The sequence below is a fragment of the Exiguobacterium sp. CH10 genome, assembly GCF_018617635.1.
In the GTDB taxonomy this organism is placed as follows: domain Bacteria; phylum Bacillota; class Bacilli; order Exiguobacteriales; family Exiguobacteriaceae; genus Exiguobacterium; species Exiguobacterium aestuarii_A.
On the sequence record NZ_JACSKO010000003.1, the window covers coordinates 160,999 to 182,806 of the forward strand.

Genomic DNA, 21,808 nt, shown 5'->3' on the forward strand with positions numbered 1-21,808 from the left:
ATGCCGTCATGTTCCGTTACAGATACCGCCCATCAAAAACTGCCAGACATCGGTCTGTCTTTTTGCGTTGGTCGTCATCGACCGACGCTTTTTTGTTTGCGCGGTATCTCGATTCTACAATTTGAGGAGAGAGACACATGAACGAACAAACATTTGAAAAATTACAATACAATGAATTGATGACAAAAGTAGAGCGTTACTGCATCAGCGGATTCGGAAGACGACTACTCAGACAGCAACGTCCGACGAGCCATATTGCGACGGTGAAGAAACGTCTGCAGGAAACGTCTGAAGCACGAGCGATTTTAGATGCGACGTCACATGTCCCATTCATCGGGGTATCTGATATGGAGACGATCATCGGGAAACTACAGCGAGGGATTCAACTCGAAGCAAACGAGCTCGAAGCGGTCGCCGAGTTTTTACGTGGCGCTCGCAAGCTGAAGCGATTCATGCTCGAACATGAATTTTTCGCACCACTCTTATCCGCATATGCTGCCGGAATGGGCGAATGGCGAACGCTCGAAGAAGACATCACGCAAGCGATTCGAGCCGGTCAGGTCGTCGATGAGGCGTCAAAAGAGTTGAAACGAATCCGAAAACAAGTCGATATTTTGGAAGGACGCATCGAGGAGCGGTTAGCCAAATTTTTGAAGAGCGCCGCGAATCGTGAGATGATTCAAGACGGATTCGTCACGAAAAAACAGGACCGCTTCACCATTCCAATCAAAGCTTCATATAAGCATAAAGTAGCAGGTACGATTGTGGACACATCGAATCGCGGCACGACGGTCTTTATCGAACCGGAAGCCATTTCAAAATTGAACGCCGAACTCGTCGTCAAACGTACGGAAGAAGCGGTAGAAGTGTATCAAGTACTAGCGACGTTGACAGGAGCGGTGGCAGAAGTCCTTCCTGACATCGAGGCGACGCTCGACGTCATCGCCCAGTACGATATGGTCTTCGCCAAAGGGAAGTACAGTCAGTCGATTGATGGCGTGACACCACATGTGAATGCGACCGGGCGCATCCAATTGAAACGAGTACGCCATCCGCTCTTAGAAAGCGCTGTGCCACTCGATTTTGCCATCGGTACGGACTATCGCGGCTTGATTATCACGGGACCGAACGCCGGCGGAAAGACGGTCGTATTGAAAACGATTGGACTCCTCAGTCTCATGACGATGACGGGTCTGCATATTCCTGCCCATCCCGATACGGTTATCTCGACATTCAATGAGGTGTTCGTCGATATTGGAGACAATCAGAATTTGGAGTCGGCGCTCAGTACGTTCTCGGCACACATGCACAATGTCGCGAAAATCATGCAAACTGCAGGAAAACGGTCGCTCTTGTTATTCGACGAAATCGGAAGTGGGACGGAACCGAATGAGGGGGCCGCTCTTGCGATTGCCATTTTAGAAGCGGCATATAAACGGGGCGCAATCGTTGTGGCGTCGACGCATTATGGAGAAATCAAATCGTATTCTGAAGCGCATCCAGATTTCATGAACGCTGCGATGCAGTTTGACCCGGAAACGCTCGAACCGAAATACAGACTTCTCATGGGGCAGTCTGGCGACAGCAACGCCTTATTTATCGCTCGTAAGATGAAGTTGCCGGAAGCGATTCTCAAACAGGCATCTCGTTACATGAACGAGAAAACGTATGACACTACGAAAGTCGATGAATCTAAAATAACGCGAGAAGTGGAAGTGGTACCACTTGAAGAAGCAGAGCGTTTTGAAAAAGGTGACCGTGTTCGTCTACTCGAGACGAATCAAGTCGGTCTTGTCTATTCGTTTGATGCATCGCGTCGGCATGTACGAGTGTTTGTGGATGCAGAGTACGTAGAGTTGCCGAGTCGCCGTGTGCGGTTAGAAGCACGGGCAACAGAACTTTATCCGGCTGATTATGATTTGGATACGTTGTTTACGACGTATCAAGAACGAAAGGAAGCGCACGACTTTGCACGAGGATCGAAAAAAGCGTTGCGACGAGTGGAGAAAGAGATTCGAGAAAGAAAGAAACAAGAGCAATCTAACCGAAAATGAATGTAGCATACGATGAAAGGGTAAGAGCACATAAAGAGAAGTCTTAATCTGGGAGGGGCTTATGTGTTCGAGTTAAGTTTTTGGTTTGCACTCGGTTTTGCCGTGATTCACTTTTTTTCAGGAAAGCTCATTCACGTGCGTGAAGTGCCGAGGAGCCGTTTTTTGTCAGTGGCTGGCGGGATTGCCGTTGCTTATGTATTTCTTCATCTCTTACCAGAGTTAAATGAATATCAACGCGAATTTGAAGGCGAGATTGGGAATAACGTCTTCGCTTCCCTTGAAAACCATATCTTGATTATCAGTATGTTAGGACTAGCTGTCTTCTATGGACTCGAACGTTTCGCGACGGCGAATAAACGCAAACAAAAACCGTATGTATTTTGGATTCACATCGGTTCGTTCACGCTTTATACGTTTAGCATCGGGTATGTACTCGCAGAAAGTGAGTTTCAATCGAATGGCACGATGTTCCTTTACTTTGTGGCGCTCGGCATACACTTTATCACGGTCGATCAAGGATTGCGTCAGCATCATCAGCAACTTTACGATCGACAAGGGCGCATCTTCTTAGCGCTTGCCGTGCTTATAGGATGGGGAGTCGGTACATTTGCAGAAGTAAATGAACTCGGCTTGTCCATCGTTGTCGCTTTTTTAGCAGGAGGGGTGATTTTGAACGTCATGAAAGAAGAGTTGCCTGCTGAACGTGAAAGTAGTTTTGGTGCGTTTTTAATCGGATTGTTGGGTTATGCGTTGTTATTACTCGTCATATGAAAAGGCAGCCACTTGCGGTGGCTGCCTTTTGACTTATAAGCTGTTGCTTTGATTTTCTACGTTGCTGTCGCTCTCTGTTGAAGCATCGTCATCTGAAGAGGATGAATCGTCATGATGTGGACCGTGCCCATGCCCATGGCGACCACCTTCACGTCCGCCACGCATGCCGCGAGCATCTTCTAAATCATCGTAACTCGTCACATCGGCAAAACGTTCTTCGTGGTCCGCAAGGATTTGATCGGCTTCTTCTTGCGTCAAGTTTCCTTCTTCCACAGCGGTTGCGAGTTTTTCTTCATGCGACGACATGATCGCATCGATGAATGCTTCGATTGAGATGCCTTTCTCTTCTGCAAGCTCAGGAAGTGATTGTCCGTTTTCGCGAGCCGCATCCACTTCTTCTTCCGTTAAACCGAGCGCTTCAATGAGAGCGGCATGTCCCGCTTCTCGGTCACCGAACATACCAGGACCCCGTTCACCACGTTCGCATTGTGTGGATGCTGTCGTTGTCGATTCATCAGTCGTCGTGTCATTCGTCGCGGCATATACGCCTGTGCCCGAGACGGCTAAAAGACCCGCTAAGGCGATTGCAAGTTTTGTTGATTTCATGTGTATCTCCTCCTTTGTTACTTCAAGTGTAGAACTGAAGGCGTTAGAAGTTGTGAGGGAGTTGCAAGATTTCTGCAAATTGTCTTTGGGAAACGGTGGGACGTTCGATGTGTGCGATATAATGGATGTGGAGGCGATAGGAGATGAACGTACTCGTTGTGGAAGATGAACAAAAACTGGCGGACGGCATGTCCCGTTTTTTAACCTATGCCGGGTTTGAGGTGACTGTGGCGATGACCTTGAGTGAGGCGAAACAACAGCTGCATCAACGATTTGATGCAGTCTTATTGGATGTCCGCTTACCGGATGGGGAAGGGTGGACCTTGATTCCGACATTGAAAGCGCAACAGCCCGCACCTGCCATCATCTTGACGACGGCACGAGGCGAGGCAGATGATCGCGTATTCGGATTGGAGCTCGGGGCAGACGATTACTTGGTCAAACCGATTGTCTTGAAAGAGCTGGAGATTCGACTGAAACGTCTCGTCAAACAGACCGATGTGATTCAATTCGGAGCGCTCACTATCGATATCAAATCGAGAATGGTACAGGAGAACGGATATCCGCTTCGACTGACGAACAAGGAGTATGAACTACTTTTGTATCTATGGAAGCACGTCGGAGAGGCGTTGGACCGGAATCGCCTGCTTGACGACGTATGGGATTACGCGTTCGTCGGAGATACACGTACGGTCGACACTCATATTAAACAACTACGTGATAAATCACCCACACTGAAAGAACAGTTGAAGACCGTTCACCGGGTCGGTTATCGCTTAGAGGGACTGTCATGAATCGGTTGATGAAGAAATTACTGTGGACGGCTGTTCTACCACTTGCTGTGATGGCACTCTTAACTTTCGGACTCACGTCATTATTGATTGGACGTTTCGCAGAAGACGAAACATATGCACAATTGGAGCGCGAGGCGGCGATTGTGTATGAGGCCGTTCAAGAGGGACGTGGGATTCCAGGTCAACTAGACGTGCTCCTATTTCAGGACGGACAACGGGTCGAGCTCGAACGTGGTGGACGGATGCATCGCATGATGCCGATCAGCCTTGACCCGAATGACTTAGCGGTTCAGGACGAAGTGAGTGTGAACGGCACCCGCTTCTTGACGTATTTACAAGAAGATGGGGATATTCAAATCGTGACGTACAGCCCCGTACCGTTCTCGAATCCACAGTTTCAGCAAATCTATCTTATCCTAGCAGGTGGGTTTATCCTGGCACTGTTGGTTGCCATCGGCGTCACATTTTGGATGAGTCGTCGGCTCACGCAGCCGCTCGTGGAGTTGAAGCAAGCGACCGCATCGATCATGGAGGGACGACACGACATCACTCTACCGAATGTGACGAATGACGAGATTGGAGATTTGACTGTCACGGTTGGTCGTATGAATGAATCGCTTCAAGAAAAAGAGGCTCTTCAAAAATCATTTATATCCGGGGTGACGCATGATGTGCGTACACCACTCGCCATCGTTCGGAACGAGGCGGAGATGCTGGAGCTAGGTGTTGTGGAGACATCGGATATTTCGATGACCGGGAAAAGTATTACCGAGGAAGTGGACCGGATTGACCGACTCGTCAACCAGATGCTCGAATATTCAAAGTTGTCGTCCGGTACGATTCCGCTTGAAATAGAGTCGCTTCAACTAGATGACTTGATTCGTCGACTGACTTCACGCATGTCCGAGTGGTTCCGACAAAAAGACGTGACGCTCGATTTACAATTGGAGTCTGTAATGATTCAAGCTGATCGTCTAGCGATGGAACGGGTTCTCTCGAACTTCTTGAGAAATGCGTATGAAGCGAGTCCTCTTGGGGGATGCATCACCATCAGACTGACGCCAAATCGATTAGAAGTGACAGATGAAGGGAAGGGAATTGACCCTACCATCCAGCATTCCATTTGGGATATGTATGTGAAAGGAGACCGCTCGAACGGACATGGCCTAGGTCTCGCCATCACGAAATTACTTCTTGAAGCACAAGGACTTTCTTACGGGGTTGATTCAGAGAAGGGGGCGACATTTTGGATCGAATGGACATGACTTTGTTTTTGCGTGGGGTACGGTTAGAGAGGAAACGAATCCGTTCGACAGGCTATCCGTATACGTTAACGATTTTTCAGACACTCGATGAACTATCGTTTCATCATCCTGTCACGTTTCTTGTCGGAGAGAATGGGAGTGGGAAATCGACATTGATTGAGGGGATGGCCGTGGCGGCCGGATTCAATCCAGAAGGCGGAGCACCTTCCTTCCAATTTGAAACAGAGTCGACGCATAGTTCTTTGTTTGAAGCGCTTCGTCCGATTCGAGGCCCGTATCGTCCGAAAGATGGCTTTTTCTTACGTGCTGAAACGGCATATCAGCTATCGAGTTATGTGGACGAAATGGCGAAATCTGGTCCCGATCTTGAACGATTTTATGAGTCGTATGGCGGGCGTTCCCTTCATGAACAATCACACGGGGAAGCGTTTCTCTCCCTCATGCTACATCGTTTTCGTGGAGACGGTCTCTACATTTTGGATGAGCCAGAGGCTGCATTGTCACCGATGCGCCAGCTAACGATGCTCGCGCGCATGCATGAACTCGTACAATCGGGAAGTCAATTCATCATTGCGAGTCACTCACCCATTTTGATGTCGTATCCAGGTGCGATGATTTTGCATGTGGAGACGGGGCTTACCCCGACAGCGTTTGATGATCTGGAACATGTAAAGGTCATGCGCGACTATTTGGATGCGCCAGAGCGGATGCAGCGGGTCTTGTTCGATGAATAAAACGGTCACGATGTAAGCGTTTTAATTTTATGTTGACGTCAAGATGTCTAGGGAGTATGCTTATATCGAAAAGAAGAAAATCCACTTTGGGATTGTTACTGGTGATGCAGGCAAAACCTAAATTGATGCCATGACTCCATATTGGACTCTGGTGTGAATTTAGGTTTTTTTCTTTTCAGTTCAGTTGAATGAGAGCGAGGTGAGGAGACCATGCATATTTCAAAAGTGTTCAACAACAATGTCGTAGCCATCGATGCGAACGGTCAAGAGCAGGTTGTGATGGGGCGCGGGATTGCGTTTCAAAAGCGACCAGGCGATCCAATTGACCAGACACGAATCGAAAAAATCTTTACGCTCGAGAGTAAAGAAAGCTATGAGCGTTTCGTTCACTTTTTAAATGAAATGCCGACAGATGAGATGGAAACGGTGAAGCAGATTGTCAGGTTGGCTGAACAACGATTGGATCAACCCATCCATGATTCGTTATATGTGACGCTAGCAGACCACCTTCATTTTGCACTCAGTCGGTATCAGGATGGAATCCAAATTCGAAATCCTCTCGTTTGGGAAGTGAAACGATTTTATGCTCCGGAGTTCGCTATCGGAAAAGAAGCGGTTAAACTGATCAATGAGCGGCACAAGGTCAAACTTGATGAAGACGAGGCAGTTGCGATTGCCTTACATCTCGTCAATGCGACGATGTCTGGTGTCAAAGGTGAAAACCTGCATCTTGTCACCGAGATGACGCGAGCTACGCAAGCGATTCTGACGATCATTACGTACCATTTTCAAATCGAATTGGACGAAGAGTCATACGCGTATGCACGCTTTTTGACACATTTAAAATATTTTGTGCAGCGCCTTGCATCTGGAGAGAAGGTCAAGTCAACGGGTGACGAAACCTTGTTCCTGATGGTGAAGCAACGATACCCGGAAGCGTTTGAGTGTGTCGAAAAAATCGCCGGGTTGATTGCGACGAAATATCATTACGACGTATCAATGGACGAACGGCTGTATATGATGATTCATATCGAAAACTTAATGAAAGAACGCCGACCCTAAGGATGGTTACTGATGATGCAGGCCAAACCTAAATGACTACACAATTTGTTGTGTGGTGATTTAGGTTTTTCTTTTTACCTAAAATGATAAGGAGTGAACAAGATGGACCAATACAAACAACTGGCAGAAACGATTGTGCAACATGTCGGTGGTAAAGAAAACGTCAAAAGCGTCTTTCACTGTGCAACGCGGTTGCGCTTCAAACTAAAAGATGAATCAAAAGCGAGTGCGGCGACATTAAAACAACAAAATGGTATCATCACCGTCGTTCAAAGCGGCGGACAGTTTCAAGTCGTCATCGGAAACAATGTACCTTACGTCTACAAAGAGGTGGTTGACGTTGGTGGTTTCCAGACATCTTCAACCGAGGATGAAGAAAAATCAGGTGTATTCAACCGATTGATCGATGTGATTGCCGGAATCTTTACGCCGATCCTCGGACCGATGGCAGGTAGTGGTCTGTTGAAAGGATTACTTGCGATTCTCGTCGCGCTCGGATTATTAACGCAAGAGATGGGGACGTATGTCGTCTTAAATGCCGCGGCAGACGCACTATTTTACTTCCTACCAGTGATTTTAGGACATTCGGCTGCGAAGAAATTTGGGGGGAACCCGTATATTGGGATGATTATCGGGGGAGCGCTCGTTTATCCTTCGATTGTCGCCATTCAAGGAGCCGGTGAGTCGTTAACGTTCCTCAATGTACCAGTCGTCTTGATGAGTTATGCGTCTTCGGTCATCCCGATTATCTTGGCGACATATGTGTCTTCAAAGGTAGAAACATTCTTCAACCGCCATACACATGAGGCCGTCCGAAACTTCACAACGCCGATGATGGCATTGTTACTCGTTGTTCCGCTAACGTTTTTAGCAATCGGACCGGTCGCGACGTATGCGAGTCAAGGGTTGGCGAACGGATACTCATTCTTATATGACTTGAGTCCGACCATCGCCATCGCATTCATCGGTGCGTTCTGGCAAGTGCTCGTCATGTTCGGGCTTCACTGGGGACTTGTGCCGATCATCATCAACAACTTATCGGTTGTCGGCATGGATACGATTGTTGTCGGTGTATTGATGGCCACATTTGGTCAAGTAGGTGCGGTTCTCGCGATTACCTTAAAAGCCAAAAACCCGAAAGTGAAAGGGTTAGGAACATCTTCCACAATCGCAGGTGTGTTTGGAATTACGGAGCCGGCTATCTATGGCTTGACGCTTCCGCGTAAAAAACCATTTGTGTTTGGAGTAGTTGGTGGAGCGGCTGGTGGTGTAGTAGGAGGTTTGTTCGGTACAGCAGCTTATGCGATGGGAGGACTCGGAATCTTTAGCATTCCGGTCATGATTCCTCCAACGGGTGTCGATTTAGCATTTTACGGAGCATTTATCGGAATGGCGGTAGCAACGGTGGTCGCTCTCGTGTTGACAATGGTCTTCCACAAAGAAGAAGCGACGGTCGAGTCGCAAGAACAAGAGGTCGCCCAGTCTGTATCTGAGCAGGTAGGCTTTCCGGTCTCAGCTCCATTGAAAGGAGAAGTCGTGTCGCTTGAAACGGTTCGAGATGAAGTATTCTCAAGTGGGGCGATGGGGAAAGGGATTGCCATCATGCCTTCAGAAGGTACCGTGTATGCTCCGTTTGACGGCGAAATCGTCACGGTTTACCCATCAAAACATGCGATTGGCCTCCGATCTGACACGGGAGTGGAAGTATTGATTCACATTGGTTTAGACACGGTTAAATTAAACGGGAAGTACTTTGAAACACTTGTGACGGATGGACAGAAAGTGAAAGAAGGAGATTCGCTCGTCCGGTTTGATATGGATGCCATCGCTCGTGAAGGATATGACACGATCACACCAATCATTGTGACGAATACCGATCATTATTTAGACGTATTACCAACTTACACAGGAGCGGTAGAAGCGAATCATGGCGTATTGCGCGTCATTGTATAACAAAGGAGGAGACAATATGAAACAAGTATCGAGTGAATTTTTATGGGGCGGGGCCACTGCGGCCAATCAACTAGAGGGCGGTTATCAGGAAGGTGGTAAAGGACTTTCGATCGCTGACGTGATGCCTGGTGGGAAGCACCGAATGAAGATCATTCATGACCCAACGTTTGATTTTGAATTACATGATGAATATTCGTATCCGAACCATGAAGGGATCGACTTCTATCATCGCTACAAAGAAGATATCGCCCTCTTTAAAGAAATGGGATTCAAGACGTTCCGTATGTCGATTGCTTGGTCACGAATTTTCCCGAATGGAGATGAAGTTGAACCGAACGAGGAAGGTCTTCAATTCTACGATCGCGTCATCGATGAGTTGGTCGCACAAGGCATTGAACCACTCGTCACGATTTCTCACTATGAGATGCCGTTGCATCTTGCAAAACATTATGGAGGTTGGCGTGATCGCCGTCTCGTGGAATATTTTGAACGGTATAGTCGCGTCTTATTCGAACGTTATCAAGGTAAGGTCAAATATTGGTTGACGTTCAATGAAATCAACGGAGCACAATTTATGCCAATGCTCAGTCTAGGAATTGCGGTTCGCGAAGAGGAAAATACATTACAACTCACATATCAGGGACTTCATCACCAACTGGTAGCAAGTGCACTCGCAACGAAAGCGGCACGCGAGATTGACCCAACGATGCAAATTGGATGTATGCTCATTGCAGCTCCAGTCTATCCATACAGCTCAAACCCGGACGATGTGTGGTTTGCACACGATGCTGAGCGGATGATGAACTTCTTCTGCGGGGATGTCCATGTACGTGGGAAATATCCAAGTTTTGCGAAGCGCTTCTTCCGGGAGAACGGCATTGAACTCGAAATGGAAGATGGTGATCTTGAAATTCTAAAAGAAAATACAGTTGATTTCTTTTCGCTCAGTTACTATATGTCGCGTACTGAAAAGGCAGAAAAAGACCAAGATGAAGCGGAAGGAAATATCATGAGCGGGGTCAAGAATCCATATTTACAGGCGAGCGATTGGGGATGGGAGATTGACCCGACCGGACTTCGCGTCATCTTAAACAAGTTATATGAGCGTTATGAGCTCCCGTTGTTCATCGTCGAGAACGGATTAGGTGCATATGATCAAATCGAGTCGGATGGAACAATTCATGATCACTATCGGATTGATTACTTACGCGACCATTTAAAAGGGATGATGGATGCAATCGAAGACGGGGTTGAAGTGATGGGGTACACGAGTTGGGGCTGTATCGACTTGGTGAGTGCCTCGACAGGTGAGTATAGCAAACGGTACGGTTTCATTTACGTAGACCGACATGACGACGGTACCGGGACGTTAGAACGAAAACGGAAAGAATCGTTCTTCTGGTACCAAGATGTGATTCGTTCACAAGGCGCGAGCTTATATGAAGAAGAATCAGTCAAATGAAAAAAGCGGCCTCGGCCGCTTTTTTCATGCTTTCGTAATCTTTCGCAATAAGATGATCGCGAGGCTAACGCCCCCGGCAACCAACATGTATAAGACAATCTCCATCCATGCGCTCATTCGTCGTCTCCGTCAGCAAACACAGCAAGCTCACCTTGCGGCATCGCGACCAACAGATAGGCGTCTCCGCCGAGCGGTCGCGCGTCACCTGCTTGCCAACATTCAAATTGTTCTTGAAATCCATTGATGAATAGGAGAGAACCTGATTCAAATTCGAGTTCGAGATGGGGATGTTCGTGACCGAGTCGTACGTGATGGATGCGCTCTCGACGAAGTCGCATGAGTTGTTCGAGTTGTTCTCCTTCGTCGAACGTACTTTGCGTCGCATGGACATGCCATGGTCCCTCAATGGAAATCCAAGATTCCAATCCTTGGCGACTGAAATAGAGGAGATGATGGTTCGGACCCGATCCGAAGTCGATTCCGACAAATGATGAGGCGGTAAAGAGGTGATGCAAAATAGATGTCGCTTGTTCGTGCTCTGTGTTAGACACACCGTCACCTCACTTTAAAGAGTTGGTATCATTATCATTTCACGTTACCACGCTAAAGTAAACGAATCTAACTCAATCTAGAAAAGAAATCGCAAATGATTCGTAAAGTATAATGTTGATTTATTTTTCATTTCTGTATACGGAAAAACGGACATTCACGATGAACGTCCGTTTTTCAAATTTCATTATGCTTCGACAAAGGCAGCGCCAATCACGCCCGCATCTCCTGACAATTGAGTGAGGCATAGACACGTTTTTCCACTAGCATGTGGATACATTTTATTCGAAACTGCTTGTTGTAATTCGTTCCAAAATAATGAGGCCGACATCATGACGCCGCCCCCTAATACAATCACATCAGGATCGACGGTATGAATGATATTAGCTAGTCCGCTGGCCAGTTCCTCGACGAAGTGATGGCGGTACTCATCATCTAATAATAGCGAAGGGACGTTTGTATACCCCTTTTCGCTTGCGCGATTCATGAGCGCCGTACCACTAGCGAGTGATTCGAGAGAGCCTCGATTCAGTACAGGGTGAGCTGGTCCGTTCGAACGGATAATCATATTTCCGATTTCACCGGTACTGCCGTTCGCCCCTCGAATGACTTGATGTTTATAGACATATCCGCCACCAATCCCTGTGCTGACTGTTACATAAAAAACAGAATCGAATCCTTTCCCTGCCCCAAATTTGGCTTCTGCGAGAGCTGCCGCATTCGCATCGTTTTCAAGGGTGACAGAATAGCCGAGACTCTGTGTTAAAGGCTCAACGATTTTTTGATTGTGCCAATTCGGAAGATTTGGAGGAGTTAAAAACATTCCCTGTTTCAAATCGAGTGGACCGGGTGCCACAAGCCCGACATGCTGGATATCGAATTCAACATTGAATTGATGAATCGCAGTCTCGATAGATTGTAATGCTTCTTCAAAAGGAAGGTGAGGCTGCGTGTTAAACGTAAGTTGTTTTAGTACTTCACCTTTGAGTGAAACAGCCGCAATCCGAGTGTTCGTCCCTCCTAAATCGATCCCGATTCGGACGACTTGCTTCTCATCGGAAGGAACACCAGTCACTAAACAAGTCGCTTCTCCCTCAATCAAGAACGACTCATTGGCCGGGAGAAGGAGTGTACCTCCCGTAGGTACTTCCATCTCATCAATGATTAATGTTCCTTGCACGACAGATAGTAACCGAAACGTGTCGGTCGAAATCTTTTCTTTCGCTGTAACGTGCCATTTTTCCACGAAGAAGAATGGATTCTTCGTCAAACGTGTTCGAAAGTGATCGAGTTGACGGATTGGTTCGCTATAGCCAAGGTGAGGGACGAAAGAAGCGAGGACTCCCTTCTCTACATGAAGCTCACGAGGACGACCGGTCGTCACATCTACTCGCTCGTAATCGTATAGACGATAGGTTGTGTCCGAACTTTGTTGAATTTCCAGTACGCATACCCCTTTTGTCAACGCATGCACCGTTCCAGCTGGGACATAGAAAAAATCACCGGCATGAATCGGTTTTCGTATTAAGCCGTTTTCCAAATCGCCTGTTTCAAGCGCTTTGTTGAAATTTTCCAAGGTGGTATAGGAGTGACCGTAAATGAGTGTCGCATCTGCCGGAGCATCGAGAATGTACCAACATTCATTTTTTCCATATGGTTCATTTTCGAGTCGGTTTGCCAACAAATCATTCGGATGAACTTGAATAGACAAATCATCGTTTGCATCAATCCATTTAATTAATAGCGGAAACACATCCGAGCTAATTTGAAACAACTCTGGATGTTGTTGATAGAGTTCATGCAAAGAAAGACCAATGTAAGGTCCAGAAGCAACGGCTGAACTGCCTTTTTCTAATGCAGAAGCCGTCCAGGCTTCACCAATTGAAGGGTCATTGAATTCGAAACCAAATCGCTTCAGACGCTCCCCTCCCCAAAGTCGGTGTTGATAGTGTGGTTGTAAAAGAATAGCGCTCATATTCCATCCTCCTATTATTTAATATACACTTATGAATTTAAAAACTAAACAAAGTTTAAATCAAGTATAGACATGAAATAAATCATGTGTATAATAAAATATGTAAACGATTTCAAATAAGGAGTGAGGACACATGAAGAAAATCTTATTAGCGTGTAGTTCAGGGATGTCGACGAGTTTACTCGTGACGAAGATGAAGGATCACGCCACATCAATTGGGGATGAGGCGAAGATTTGGGCAGTTGGTCAAGACCAGGTTGTAACCGAGATGGACGAGGCAGATGTGATTTTGATTGGTCCACAAATGCGATTCCTATTGGATAAATTGAAAGCACAAACATCAACGCCGATTGAAGTAATCGATATGATGGCGTACGGCACGGCGAACGGAAAAGCTGCATACGAGCAAGCCATGAAATTAATGGGGTGAACAACGTGGAACAGGTAGATGAGTTAACTTTGGAACAAATGGCGTTCATGATGATTTTGCACAGTGGCAATGCGAGAAGTACGATTCAGGAAGCGATTCAACTGTATAAAACGAGTTCTTATGAAACGTTCGAAGAAAAGATTGGCGAGGCACGCGAACAATTAAAAGAAGCACATCAAACACACTTTTCACAAATTCAGAGAGAAGCGAATGGAGAAAAAACAGACGTATCGTTATTGCTTCTTCATGCAGAGGACCATTTGATGTCTACGCAAACGATGCTTGATTTGACAGCGGGTTTGGTCGAAATGGTCGAACAAAAGATTGTAAATCCTAATCAAGAAGGGTGAATCATATGTCACAGGACAATAAAATGTTCAACATGATCAGTAAACTGCTCATGCCGATGGCGACCTATTTAAACAACAGTCGCTATTTACAAGTATTGCGAGATGCATTCATGCTCGCTTTCCCAATTACCATGTTTGGGTCAATCATCGTCGTCATTGCAAACCTGCCGTTCCTCGACCGTTTCATGTCCGAAAGTACACTCAGTGTATTTAAAACATCACTCGGAAACGCACCATCTGCAACGATGGGGATTATGTCTATCTTTGTCGTCTTCGGTATCGGGTATTATCTATCGAAAAGTTATCAAGTCGAGGCTGTGTTCGGGGGAGCGATTTCGCTCGTGTCATTCCTTCTCTTAACGCCGTTCTTGATTGAAGTGGACGGCATGTCAGAGGCAGTCGGGAATGTCCTTCCATTGGATCGTCTTGGAGCAAAAGGGATGTTCCTTGCGATGATTACAGGATTCCTGTCCGGTGAGATTTATCGATTTGTCGTTCAAAAGAACTGGACGATCAAGATGCCGGATGGAGTACCGCCAGCTGTTGCGAAATCATTCTCAGCACTTGTTCCTGCATTGTTAACCCTGACTGTATTTTTAACATTCAACATCATCGTAACGAACTTATTCAATACGAATCTTCATGACGTCATTTTCAACGTCGTTCAGCAACCGCTTGTGACATTAGGAAATGGTCTCATTCCAACGTTGATTGCAATCTTCTTCGTTCAGCTATTTTGGTTCTTCGGACTCCACGGTCAGGTCATCGTCAACTCGGTGATGGACCCGATTTGGAACACATTATCTGTGGAAAACTTGACGGCTTATACCTCGACTGGAGATGTTCCGAACATTATCAGTAAACAGTTCATTGAAATTTACACGGTAGGGCTTGGTGGTTCCGGATCTACACTGGCTGTCGTCGTGGCCATCTTGTTGTTCTTGAAATCGAAACAGTTGAAACAAATCGGGAAACTATCCCTCGGACCTGGACTATTCAATGTAAACGAGCCGGTCATCTTCGGACTTCCGATCGTCATGAACCCGCTCATCATGATTCCTTGGATTGTCGCACCGCTCGTGACGGTGACGGTCACATACTTCGCGATGTCAACAGGCTTAGTCCCACCACCAACTGGTGTCGCGGTTCCATGGACTGTCCCGATGTTCTTGAGTGGTGTCATGGCGACGAACTCGCTTGCAGGAGGTCTTCTTCAAATCGTGAACTTCTTCATTATTTTGGCGATTTGGTTCCCGTTCTTGAAATTTATCGACCGAATGAATTTGAAAAAAGAATTAGAAGAATCAACAGATAAACAAGAAGCAGTGTAAACACATAGAGAAAATACAAATAAGGGAGAGATAAATAATGACGAACCCGACACAAACACGTATGAGAGAGCAAAAGACCTATCAATTTCCGACAGACTTTTGGTGGGGAACGGCTTCTTCAGCTACACAGATGGAAGGTGCTGCTTTTGAAGGTGGAAAAGGATTGAACATCTGGGATTACTGGTACATGCAAGAGCCGAACCGCTTCTTCAATGGCGTGAGTGCAACAGAAGCCTCAAACTTCTATCATTTGTATGAAGCAGATATCGCATTGATGAAAGAACTCGGGCATAACACGTTCCGTTTCTCCATTTCATGGTCACGTCTTTTTCCACAAGGTGTCGGGGAAGTAAATGAAGAGGCAATCACATTTTATAACAATGTCATCAATTGCTTAATCGATCATGGTATCGAACCGTTCATCAATCTGTATCACTTTGATATGCCGATGGCGCTTCAAGAACAAGGTGGTTGGGAGTCACGGGAAGTCGTGAAGGCATATGTCACCTTTGCGAAGACATGCTTTGAGTTGTTTGGTGACCGCGTCGAGAAGTGGTTCACGCATAATGAACCGATTGTACCGGTAGAGGGTGGATATTTATATGATTTTCATTATCCAAACGTTGTTGATTTCAAGCGAGCTGTCCAAGTAGCGTACCACTCGATCTTATCGAGTGCGATGGCAATCGAAGCGTATCGTGACATGGGACAATCAGGGCAAATCGGAATCATCTTAAATCTGACACCCTCATATCCGAGAAGTCAGCACCCAGCTGATTTGAGCGCAGCGCGCATTGCTGATGCGATGTTCAATCGCTCGTTCCTCGATCCATCTGTTTTAGGTACGTTCCCTCAAGAATTAGTAGATGTGCTGAAGTCGGAAGATGCGATGCCACAGATGAAAGCAGGCGATCTTGAACTCATTCGCGAACATACAGTCGACCTGCTTGGCATCAATTATTACCAGCCACGTCGCGTGAAAGCAAAAGCATCGCTTCCGAATCCGGACGCACCATTCTTACCGGAAAACTTATTTGATTTCTATGAGATGCCTGGACGTAAAATGAATCCGTATCGTGGATGGGAAATTTACGAAAAAGGAATCTATGATATTTTAATCAATCTAAAAGAAAACTATGGTAATATTCCGTGCTTCATTTCAGAGAATGGAATGGGTGTCGAGGGTGAAGAGCGTTATCGTGACGAAAACGGAAGTGTCCAAGACGATTATCGGATTGATTTCATTCGTGAACATCTGAAATGGATGCATCAAGCGATTGAAGAGGGTTCGAACGTGAAAGGCTATCATCTTTGGACATTCATGGACAATTGGTCATGGAGCAATGCTTATAAAAATCGCTATGGATTTGTAGGCATTGATTTAGATACGCAACAGCGTACTGTAAAAAAATCAGGACACTGGTTTAAACAATTGATTGAAGCGAAAGGTTTCACAGAATAATGAAGCGAGCTGACAAAGGCTACTCTTTGTCAGCTTTTTTTGATATATTGTACATATATGTCTATACATGAGGTGCTATATGTCTACTAAGAAAAAACCGAAATATGAAACCATTGCTGATGAAATTCGTAAAAGAATTATTGAACACGTTTATCCGCTAGAACGTGCATTACCTGATGAAATCCATTTGGCCCAAGAGTTTGAAGTGAGCCGAATGACGATGAAACGTGCGCTTGAGATTCTCGTCATGGAAGGGCTGATCTATCGTAAACGTGGTAAAGGAACATTCATTTTACAGTCGAGCTTCCAAAAAGATCGTATCAACGTGATTAGCAAAGAAACGAGAGGGCTGACTCAAGTTATCGGAGATCGCTCGTTACGAAGTGAAGTCCTCAATTTTGAGGTGAAGTTTCCGAGTCAGGAAGTCGCCAATCATCTTATGATTGAGCTGACAGAACCAGTCTATGAAATACGTCGTGTGCGTTACGTAGACGATGAGCCATATGTCATCGAATTGACGTACATGGTTGCTAACCTCATTACAGGAATCACACGTGAAATTTTAGAAAAGTCCGTGTACGCGTATATTCAAGAAGATCTAGGTTATACGATTACAAGCTCGCATAAAGTGATTCGAGCAGATAAACCGGATGAGTACGATCAAGCTTACTTGAAGAATGATATCACTGAACCGATTATCGAAGTCGAGCAAGTCGTCTATTTGAGTAACGGGAAACCGTTCGAGTATTCGTTTGCCCGTCACCGATACGATAAATTTGTGTTTTCATCGGTCAATATTGTGAAGTAAAAGTCGCCGCGATGGCGACTTTTTCGTAAGGAGGACCCATCGTGGATGTGAGAATTGAACAAGCAGGATATGAGGTAAACGAGCCCGTCATTCAAGGCATTTCGTTTGATGTGCGGTCGGGCGAGATTTTAGGGATAATCGGGTCGAACGGTGCAGGAAAAACGACTACAATCGCCTGTCTGACAGGAACGATTCCATGGATGAAAGGAACCGTCGAGATGGAACGCTATGCGTACATCCCGGAGCAACCGGTTTACTACGATTATTTGACACTATCGGAACATATTGCGCTCGTCCATGAATTGACGGGTGTCGAGTCGAAGGAAAAGACGAAGGAGTTGCTGCAGCTTTTCCGACTTGATCATGTGACAGACCGGTATCTCTCCTCTTTTTCAAAAGGGATGAAACAAAAAGCGATGATTTTATTAACGCTCATTCAAGAAGCGCATGTATTGATTGTCGATGAACCGTTTATCGGATTAGATGCAACGACCACCATCCAATTACTTCGATTGTTAGAAGCGGAGCGCACGAGGGGAGCCGCTGTTTTACTAGTCACACACGTTCTTGATACGGCCGAGCGGTTGTGTGACCGGTTCGTATGGATTGATGACGGGGAACTCTTGACGAGTGGGACGAAAGCAGAGATTCGTGAAGCACTCGATACAGAGGGGATGACCTTATTTGACATGATGGAAGATGTGGCGCTCCGATGATTGCGAAACGATTGTTTTGGATGCGTGTCTCCCGTTATATGAAACAACAGTGGAAGACGGTCCGATTGATTGTCGACTGGACGATTTTCTTATACGGCGTCATTCCTCTTCTCATATGGGCAGGCTATTCCTACTGGCTCGTATGGGAAGGGAATATCGATTGGTTGCGTGATGTGCCTTACCTGTTATGGGCAATCCTGTTCGGATGGGTGATGTGGCAGGACCGCATGTTTGTATGGATAGAGCGCGCCGACCTCATCCTCGTAGCTGATCGTCATCTCATTCGACAGTTGAAATGGTACTCCGTCGTATATCAGATGACTCAACACCTGATTCAATACGGATTCTATCTTCTATTGATCGCACCGATTCTACATGTGAAGGGAAGAACCACTGTCGAGATCCTCGCATTCGGAGCCGCGCTTTTCTTACTCTCCTGGTGCCATGCATGGATTCAGTATCAACTTCGCCTCCGACACGTCCATCTCATGAAACGATTATTGATCGTGTTGATTGCTTTTGTAGGCGTGTATGCGCTATTGATTGAGTCGGTGTTACTCGGTGTGTTGATCGGAAGCATGATGGTCACATTTGCGTTATACGTAGGGGAAGGATGGGTGTCGAAACATCCGAATATCGGTCGCGAGATTGAAATCGGGGAACGTGAGCGTGCCTCATTCGACCGAGTCCTGCTGACAACCTCAGGTGCCATCGAGAAGACGAGTGAGCGGACACGTCCACTATATCGACCGAGACCGAATCGCTTTGGCACCGTCAGACGGACGATGGCAATCCTAATCTATTTCAGGACGCCGAGCCACCGAAATTTGTGGTTTCGACTCATTCCACTTGGCGTGACAAGCTTCATTTTACTTCCAAGCTGGTTTAAAGTGTTGGTTCCGATTTATGTCATGTATGTCGCCTATCAGGAACAGACGTCATTTACGAGAGAAATGGAGCGGCATCCATTCTTCCAATCCATTCAAGAAAGAGGTTCATCATGAACGAACAGCAATATGAACAACTCCTACAGATTGAGACGGTCAAACCACAGCAGGGATTTCCGTCCTCGGCCGAATATCATCGTTATGAGCCGACTCCTTACGAGGCACTCGATTTGCTTCGGGACGCTTATCCGTTAGAGTCCACAGATACGATTGTTGATTTCGGTTCGGGCAAAGGACGTCTCCCGTTTTATTTGGCGTATGCGTTTCGCGTGCGGGCGATCGGTGTCGAGATGGACGGTGGATTTCACGAGGAGGCACTCCAGAATTGGGTGCGCTATACGAAGAAACATCGTAATCGGGGAAGCGTTCAATTGGAACAAGGACTCGCGGAGGAATTCACGATTCCATCGGATGCGAATCGATTCTACTTCTTTAATCCGTTCTCCGTGAACGTCTTCCGCCAAGTGATTGCCAACATCATCGAATCTGTTGAAATAGATCCTCGCCCGGTCGATGTGATTTTATATTATCCGGCGGATGAGTACCTTCATTATTTAAACGACGAGACACCTTTTCAGTACGTACAAACGGTGCGATTGCCGCTGAAGAATCTTCATGAGCGATTTTTGATTTATCGGTTTGATATGATGGAGTCATCTTGGTAATGGAGGAGTGAGCACGATGAAAAAGAAAGACATTTTAGAAGCGTATCGTTGGCGTCAAGCGACGAAAGCATTCGATGCGGATCGTAAAATCAAAGAAGAGGACATGGAGTTCATTTTAGAGACGGGACGTCTTTCGCCGAGTTCATTCGGATTCGAGCCATGGCAATTCGTCGTGGTGCGTCGGGAAGATTTGCTCCAAAAAATTAAAGATCACGCATGGGGAGCGCAAGGTCAGGCTTTGACTGCGAGCCACTTCGTGTTGATTCTCGCAAGAACACCGAAAGCGATGCGTTACGATGCGGACTATATTCGTCATATCGTGACGGGTGTACAGGGCCGGACGGAAGAAGAATACGCGCAACGCGTGAAACGGGTACAGGAGTTCCAGGAGAACGACTATCGTCTCTTGGATGATGAACGTGTCTTCCAGGAATGGATCAAGCGTCAGACATACATTCCACTCGGGAATATGATGACGGCCGCTGCACAAATCGAAATTGATTCATGCCCGATTGAAGGGTTCAATCAAGAGGAAATCGATGAGTTGCTCATCTCAGAAGGTGTGATGGAACGAGGCGAATGGTCACTTTCGGTCATGGTCGCATTTGGGTATCGGGCGCGTGATTTCGCACCGAAAACACGTCGTGACTTCAACGAAGTCGTCAAATATATCGGATGAAAAAAAGGTTCAATCGCTGAGGCGATTGAACCTTTTGAATTATTTCCAGTCTGTGATGCGGTCGACTGGGAAGCGTACTGATGGGTACCCTTCTTCTGCTGCTTTCCCGATTGAGAGAAGCATGACTGGAAGGTAACGTTCTTTGTCGAGACCGAACGCTTCAGCGATGTTCGCTTTGTCGTATCCGCCGATTGGGTTTGTGTCATATCCGTGCGCACGTGCGACGAGCATGAGTTGCATCGCAACAAGACCTGAATCGAGCATGATGCTGTCTTTGACCATTTCTTTCGGTGCGTCTTTGAAGATGCCTTTGATCATGTCGACTTGACGGTCGCGGACCTCAGCCGGCATCATACCGCGCTCTACTGCTGTATCAAAAATCTCTTCTGTGTAATCTGCCATTTGATAGTCAGCGAAGAGTGCGATGACAGCTGAAGATGTTTCCACTTGGCGTTTGTTGAAGCTTGCGAGTGGAAGGAGCGTTTCTTTTCCTTCTGCGCTATCGATGACGACGAAGCGCCATGGCTGTAAGTTAAGTGATGAAGGAGCTGTTGTCGCTTCTTCAAGGATTTGGGTCATTTCTTCTTTTGAGATTTTGACGTTCTCATCGTACACACGAATCGAGCGGCGTCCTTTGACAATCTCCATAAAGTCTTTTTGTGTAGCAGTGTTCATATTGTTGTCTTCCTTTCATGGTCAATTGTATCTTGTAACATCGTTAGGGATGCTAATAACTGTTGTTGATCCTCTACCTTCATGTTGACAAAAAGTCGGTCCGTTAAGCACTCTTTTTGCTCAGTCCAATGTGCAATTTGCTCACGACCATCGTCTGTCAACTCGACATAGATGACACGGTTGTCTTGTTCACAGCGTCTCCGCGTAATCAGTCCTTGTGTCTCCAATTGTTTCAGATGTCGGGTGATGGCGGCATGGTCGACATCGACGCGCTGTTGCAATTCACGTTGTCGCAATGGACCGACGTGATACAGGTTGCTTAAAATGTCGTAGCGACTCAAGCTGAGCCCGTCCATTTCAGAGTCGAATAATTGCCCCAATTCTTTTTGTACGGTGATGATGTGATAGAGAATTTGATCACGGAGCGAGCAAGAATCTCGCATACACATCGCCTCCTCAAATCATTGATGACTCAATCATTGATGGGTCACACAACGTATAGTAAACCCATCCTGACAAG

The 21,808-nt window shown here is 46.4% G+C and carries 22 protein-coding genes; 17 read left to right on the forward strand and 5 right to left on the reverse strand.

The features are described 5' to 3' along the window. Positions 1 to 137: 137 nt before the first annotated feature. Together KNP04_RS11270 and KNP04_RS11275 are read left to right on the forward strand one after the other, a co-directional pair. The gene (locus KNP04_RS11270; RefSeq protein WP_214876156.1) at positions 138 to 2,054 is read left to right on the forward strand and encodes an endonuclease MutS2; all 1,917 of its coding nucleotides are present in this window, start codon (positions 138 to 140) and stop codon (positions 2,052 to 2,054) included. 63 nt (positions 2,055 to 2,117) lie between these two features. Continuing rightward, positions 2,118 to 2,825 carry a hypothetical protein gene (locus KNP04_RS11275; protein ID WP_214876159.1) on the forward strand — a complete coding sequence of 236 codons (708 nt, stop codon included), beginning with the start codon at positions 2,118 to 2,120 and terminating at the stop codon, positions 2,823 to 2,825. Between the two features lie 33 nt (positions 2,826 to 2,858). On the opposite strand, the gene KNP04_RS11280 is transcribed toward KNP04_RS11275, so the two are convergent. Beyond that, on the reverse strand, positions 2,859 to 3,431 hold the full coding sequence (locus KNP04_RS11280) for a hypothetical protein (protein WP_214876162.1): 573 nt from the start codon (positions 3,429 to 3,431) through the stop codon (positions 2,859 to 2,861). A gap of 143 nt (positions 3,432 to 3,574) precedes the next feature. On the opposite strand from KNP04_RS11280, the gene KNP04_RS11285 reads away from it, so the two are divergent. The 6 genes from KNP04_RS11285 (at position 3,575) to KNP04_RS11310 (ending at position 10,701) form a co-directional block, all read left to right on the forward strand. Next, the gene (locus KNP04_RS11285) at positions 3,575 to 4,225 is read left to right on the forward strand and encodes a response regulator transcription factor (protein WP_214876165.1); all 651 of its coding nucleotides are present in this window, start codon (positions 3,575 to 3,577) and stop codon (positions 4,223 to 4,225) included. A gap of 8 nt (positions 4,226 to 4,233) precedes the next feature. Next, positions 4,234 to 5,490 (forward strand): HAMP domain-containing sensor histidine kinase, encoded by a 1,257-nt coding sequence (locus KNP04_RS11290; RefSeq protein WP_214876167.1) that lies wholly within the window; start codon positions 4,234 to 4,236, stop codon positions 5,488 to 5,490. Continuing rightward, entirely contained in the window at positions 5,481 to 6,224 is a 744-nt protein-coding gene (locus KNP04_RS11295; protein WP_214876423.1) for an AAA family ATPase, read from the forward strand. Before KNP04_RS11290 ends, KNP04_RS11295 begins: the two co-directional genes overlap by 10 nt. A gap of 210 nt (positions 6,225 to 6,434) precedes the next feature. Beyond that, positions 6,435 to 7,286 (forward strand): BglG family transcription antiterminator LicT, encoded by an 852-nt coding sequence (gene licT, locus KNP04_RS11300; protein WP_214746742.1) that lies wholly within the window; start codon positions 6,435 to 6,437, stop codon positions 7,284 to 7,286. A 102-nt stretch (positions 7,287 to 7,388) separates the two neighbouring features. Continuing rightward, complete coding sequence (locus KNP04_RS11305; protein ID WP_214876170.1) at positions 7,389 to 9,239, forward strand: beta-glucoside-specific PTS transporter subunit IIABC; 1,851 nt, start codon at positions 7,389 to 7,391, stop codon at positions 9,237 to 9,239. A gap of 16 nt (positions 9,240 to 9,255) precedes the next feature. After that, positions 9,256 to 10,701, forward strand: coding sequence for a glycoside hydrolase family 1 protein (locus KNP04_RS11310; protein WP_214746748.1), 1,446 nt, complete (start codon positions 9,256 to 9,258; stop codon positions 10,699 to 10,701). A 113-nt stretch (positions 10,702 to 10,814) separates the two neighbouring features. On the opposite strand, the gene KNP04_RS11315 is transcribed toward KNP04_RS11310, so the two are convergent. After that, the gene (locus tag KNP04_RS11315; RefSeq protein ID WP_214876173.1) at positions 10,815 to 11,252 is read right to left on the reverse strand and encodes a hypothetical protein; all 438 of its coding nucleotides are present in this window, start codon (positions 11,250 to 11,252) and stop codon (positions 10,815 to 10,817) included. Between the two features lie 185 nt (positions 11,253 to 11,437). After that, on the reverse strand, positions 11,438 to 13,225 hold the full coding sequence (locus KNP04_RS11320; RefSeq protein ID WP_214876176.1) for a type I phosphomannose isomerase catalytic subunit: 1,788 nt from the start codon (positions 13,223 to 13,225) through the stop codon (positions 11,438 to 11,440). A gap of 133 nt (positions 13,226 to 13,358) precedes the next feature. Here KNP04_RS11320 and KNP04_RS11325 point away from each other — a divergent pair, with 133 nt between their 5' ends. From KNP04_RS11325 to KNP04_RS11365, 9 genes are all read left to right on the forward strand, one after another. After that, the gene (locus KNP04_RS11325; RefSeq protein ID WP_015880368.1) at positions 13,359 to 13,655 is read left to right on the forward strand and encodes a PTS sugar transporter subunit IIB; all 297 of its coding nucleotides are present in this window, start codon (positions 13,359 to 13,361) and stop codon (positions 13,653 to 13,655) included. Positions 13,656 to 13,660: 5 nt separating this feature from the next. Continuing rightward, positions 13,661 to 14,005 carry a PTS sugar transporter subunit IIA gene (locus KNP04_RS11330; protein ID WP_353047925.1) on the forward strand — a complete coding sequence of 115 codons (345 nt, stop codon included), beginning with the start codon at positions 13,661 to 13,663 and terminating at the stop codon, positions 14,003 to 14,005. A gap of 23 nt (positions 14,006 to 14,028) precedes the next feature. Next, positions 14,029 to 15,336 (forward strand): PTS cellobiose transporter subunit IIC, encoded by a 1,308-nt coding sequence (gene celB, locus KNP04_RS11335; RefSeq protein WP_031424291.1) that lies wholly within the window; start codon positions 14,029 to 14,031, stop codon positions 15,334 to 15,336. A gap of 61 nt (positions 15,337 to 15,397) precedes the next feature. Then, positions 15,398 to 16,798 (forward strand): glycoside hydrolase family 1 protein, encoded by a 1,401-nt coding sequence (locus KNP04_RS11340; protein ID WP_214876430.1) that lies wholly within the window; start codon positions 15,398 to 15,400, stop codon positions 16,796 to 16,798. A gap of 79 nt (positions 16,799 to 16,877) precedes the next feature. Further along, positions 16,878 to 17,606: a GntR family transcriptional regulator gene (locus KNP04_RS11345; protein WP_214876180.1), complete on the forward strand. Its 729-nt coding sequence runs from the start codon at positions 16,878 to 16,880 to the stop codon at positions 17,604 to 17,606. 41 nt (positions 17,607 to 17,647) lie between these two features. Beyond that, complete coding sequence (locus KNP04_RS11350; protein ID WP_214876182.1) at positions 17,648 to 18,322, forward strand: ABC transporter ATP-binding protein; 675 nt, start codon at positions 17,648 to 17,650, stop codon at positions 18,320 to 18,322. Continuing rightward, on the forward strand, positions 18,319 to 19,326 hold the full coding sequence (locus KNP04_RS11355) for an ABC transporter permease (RefSeq protein ID WP_214876185.1): 1,008 nt from the start codon (positions 18,319 to 18,321) through the stop codon (positions 19,324 to 19,326). The genes KNP04_RS11350 and KNP04_RS11355 overlap by 4 nt, the downstream gene beginning before the upstream one ends. Further along, positions 19,323 to 19,934: a class I SAM-dependent methyltransferase gene (locus KNP04_RS11360; RefSeq protein ID WP_214876188.1), complete on the forward strand. Its 612-nt coding sequence runs from the start codon at positions 19,323 to 19,325 to the stop codon at positions 19,932 to 19,934. The genes KNP04_RS11355 and KNP04_RS11360 overlap by 4 nt, the downstream gene beginning before the upstream one ends. A 16-nt stretch (positions 19,935 to 19,950) precedes the next feature. Further along, positions 19,951 to 20,613: an NAD(P)H-dependent oxidoreductase gene (locus tag KNP04_RS11365; RefSeq protein ID WP_015880376.1), complete on the forward strand. Its 663-nt coding sequence runs from the start codon at positions 19,951 to 19,953 to the stop codon at positions 20,611 to 20,613. Between the two features lie 39 nt (positions 20,614 to 20,652). Here KNP04_RS11365 and KNP04_RS11370 read toward each other — a convergent pair whose 3' ends face one another. Beyond that, positions 20,653 to 21,288: a nitroreductase family protein gene (locus KNP04_RS11370; RefSeq protein WP_074036693.1), complete on the reverse strand. Its 636-nt coding sequence runs from the start codon at positions 21,286 to 21,288 to the stop codon at positions 20,653 to 20,655. Then, the gene (locus tag KNP04_RS11375; RefSeq protein ID WP_078146066.1) at positions 21,285 to 21,731 is read right to left on the reverse strand and encodes a MarR family winged helix-turn-helix transcriptional regulator; all 447 of its coding nucleotides are present in this window, start codon (positions 21,729 to 21,731) and stop codon (positions 21,285 to 21,287) included. The genes KNP04_RS11370 and KNP04_RS11375 overlap by 4 nt, the downstream gene beginning before the upstream one ends. Between the last annotated feature and the right edge of the window lie 77 nt (positions 21,732 to 21,808).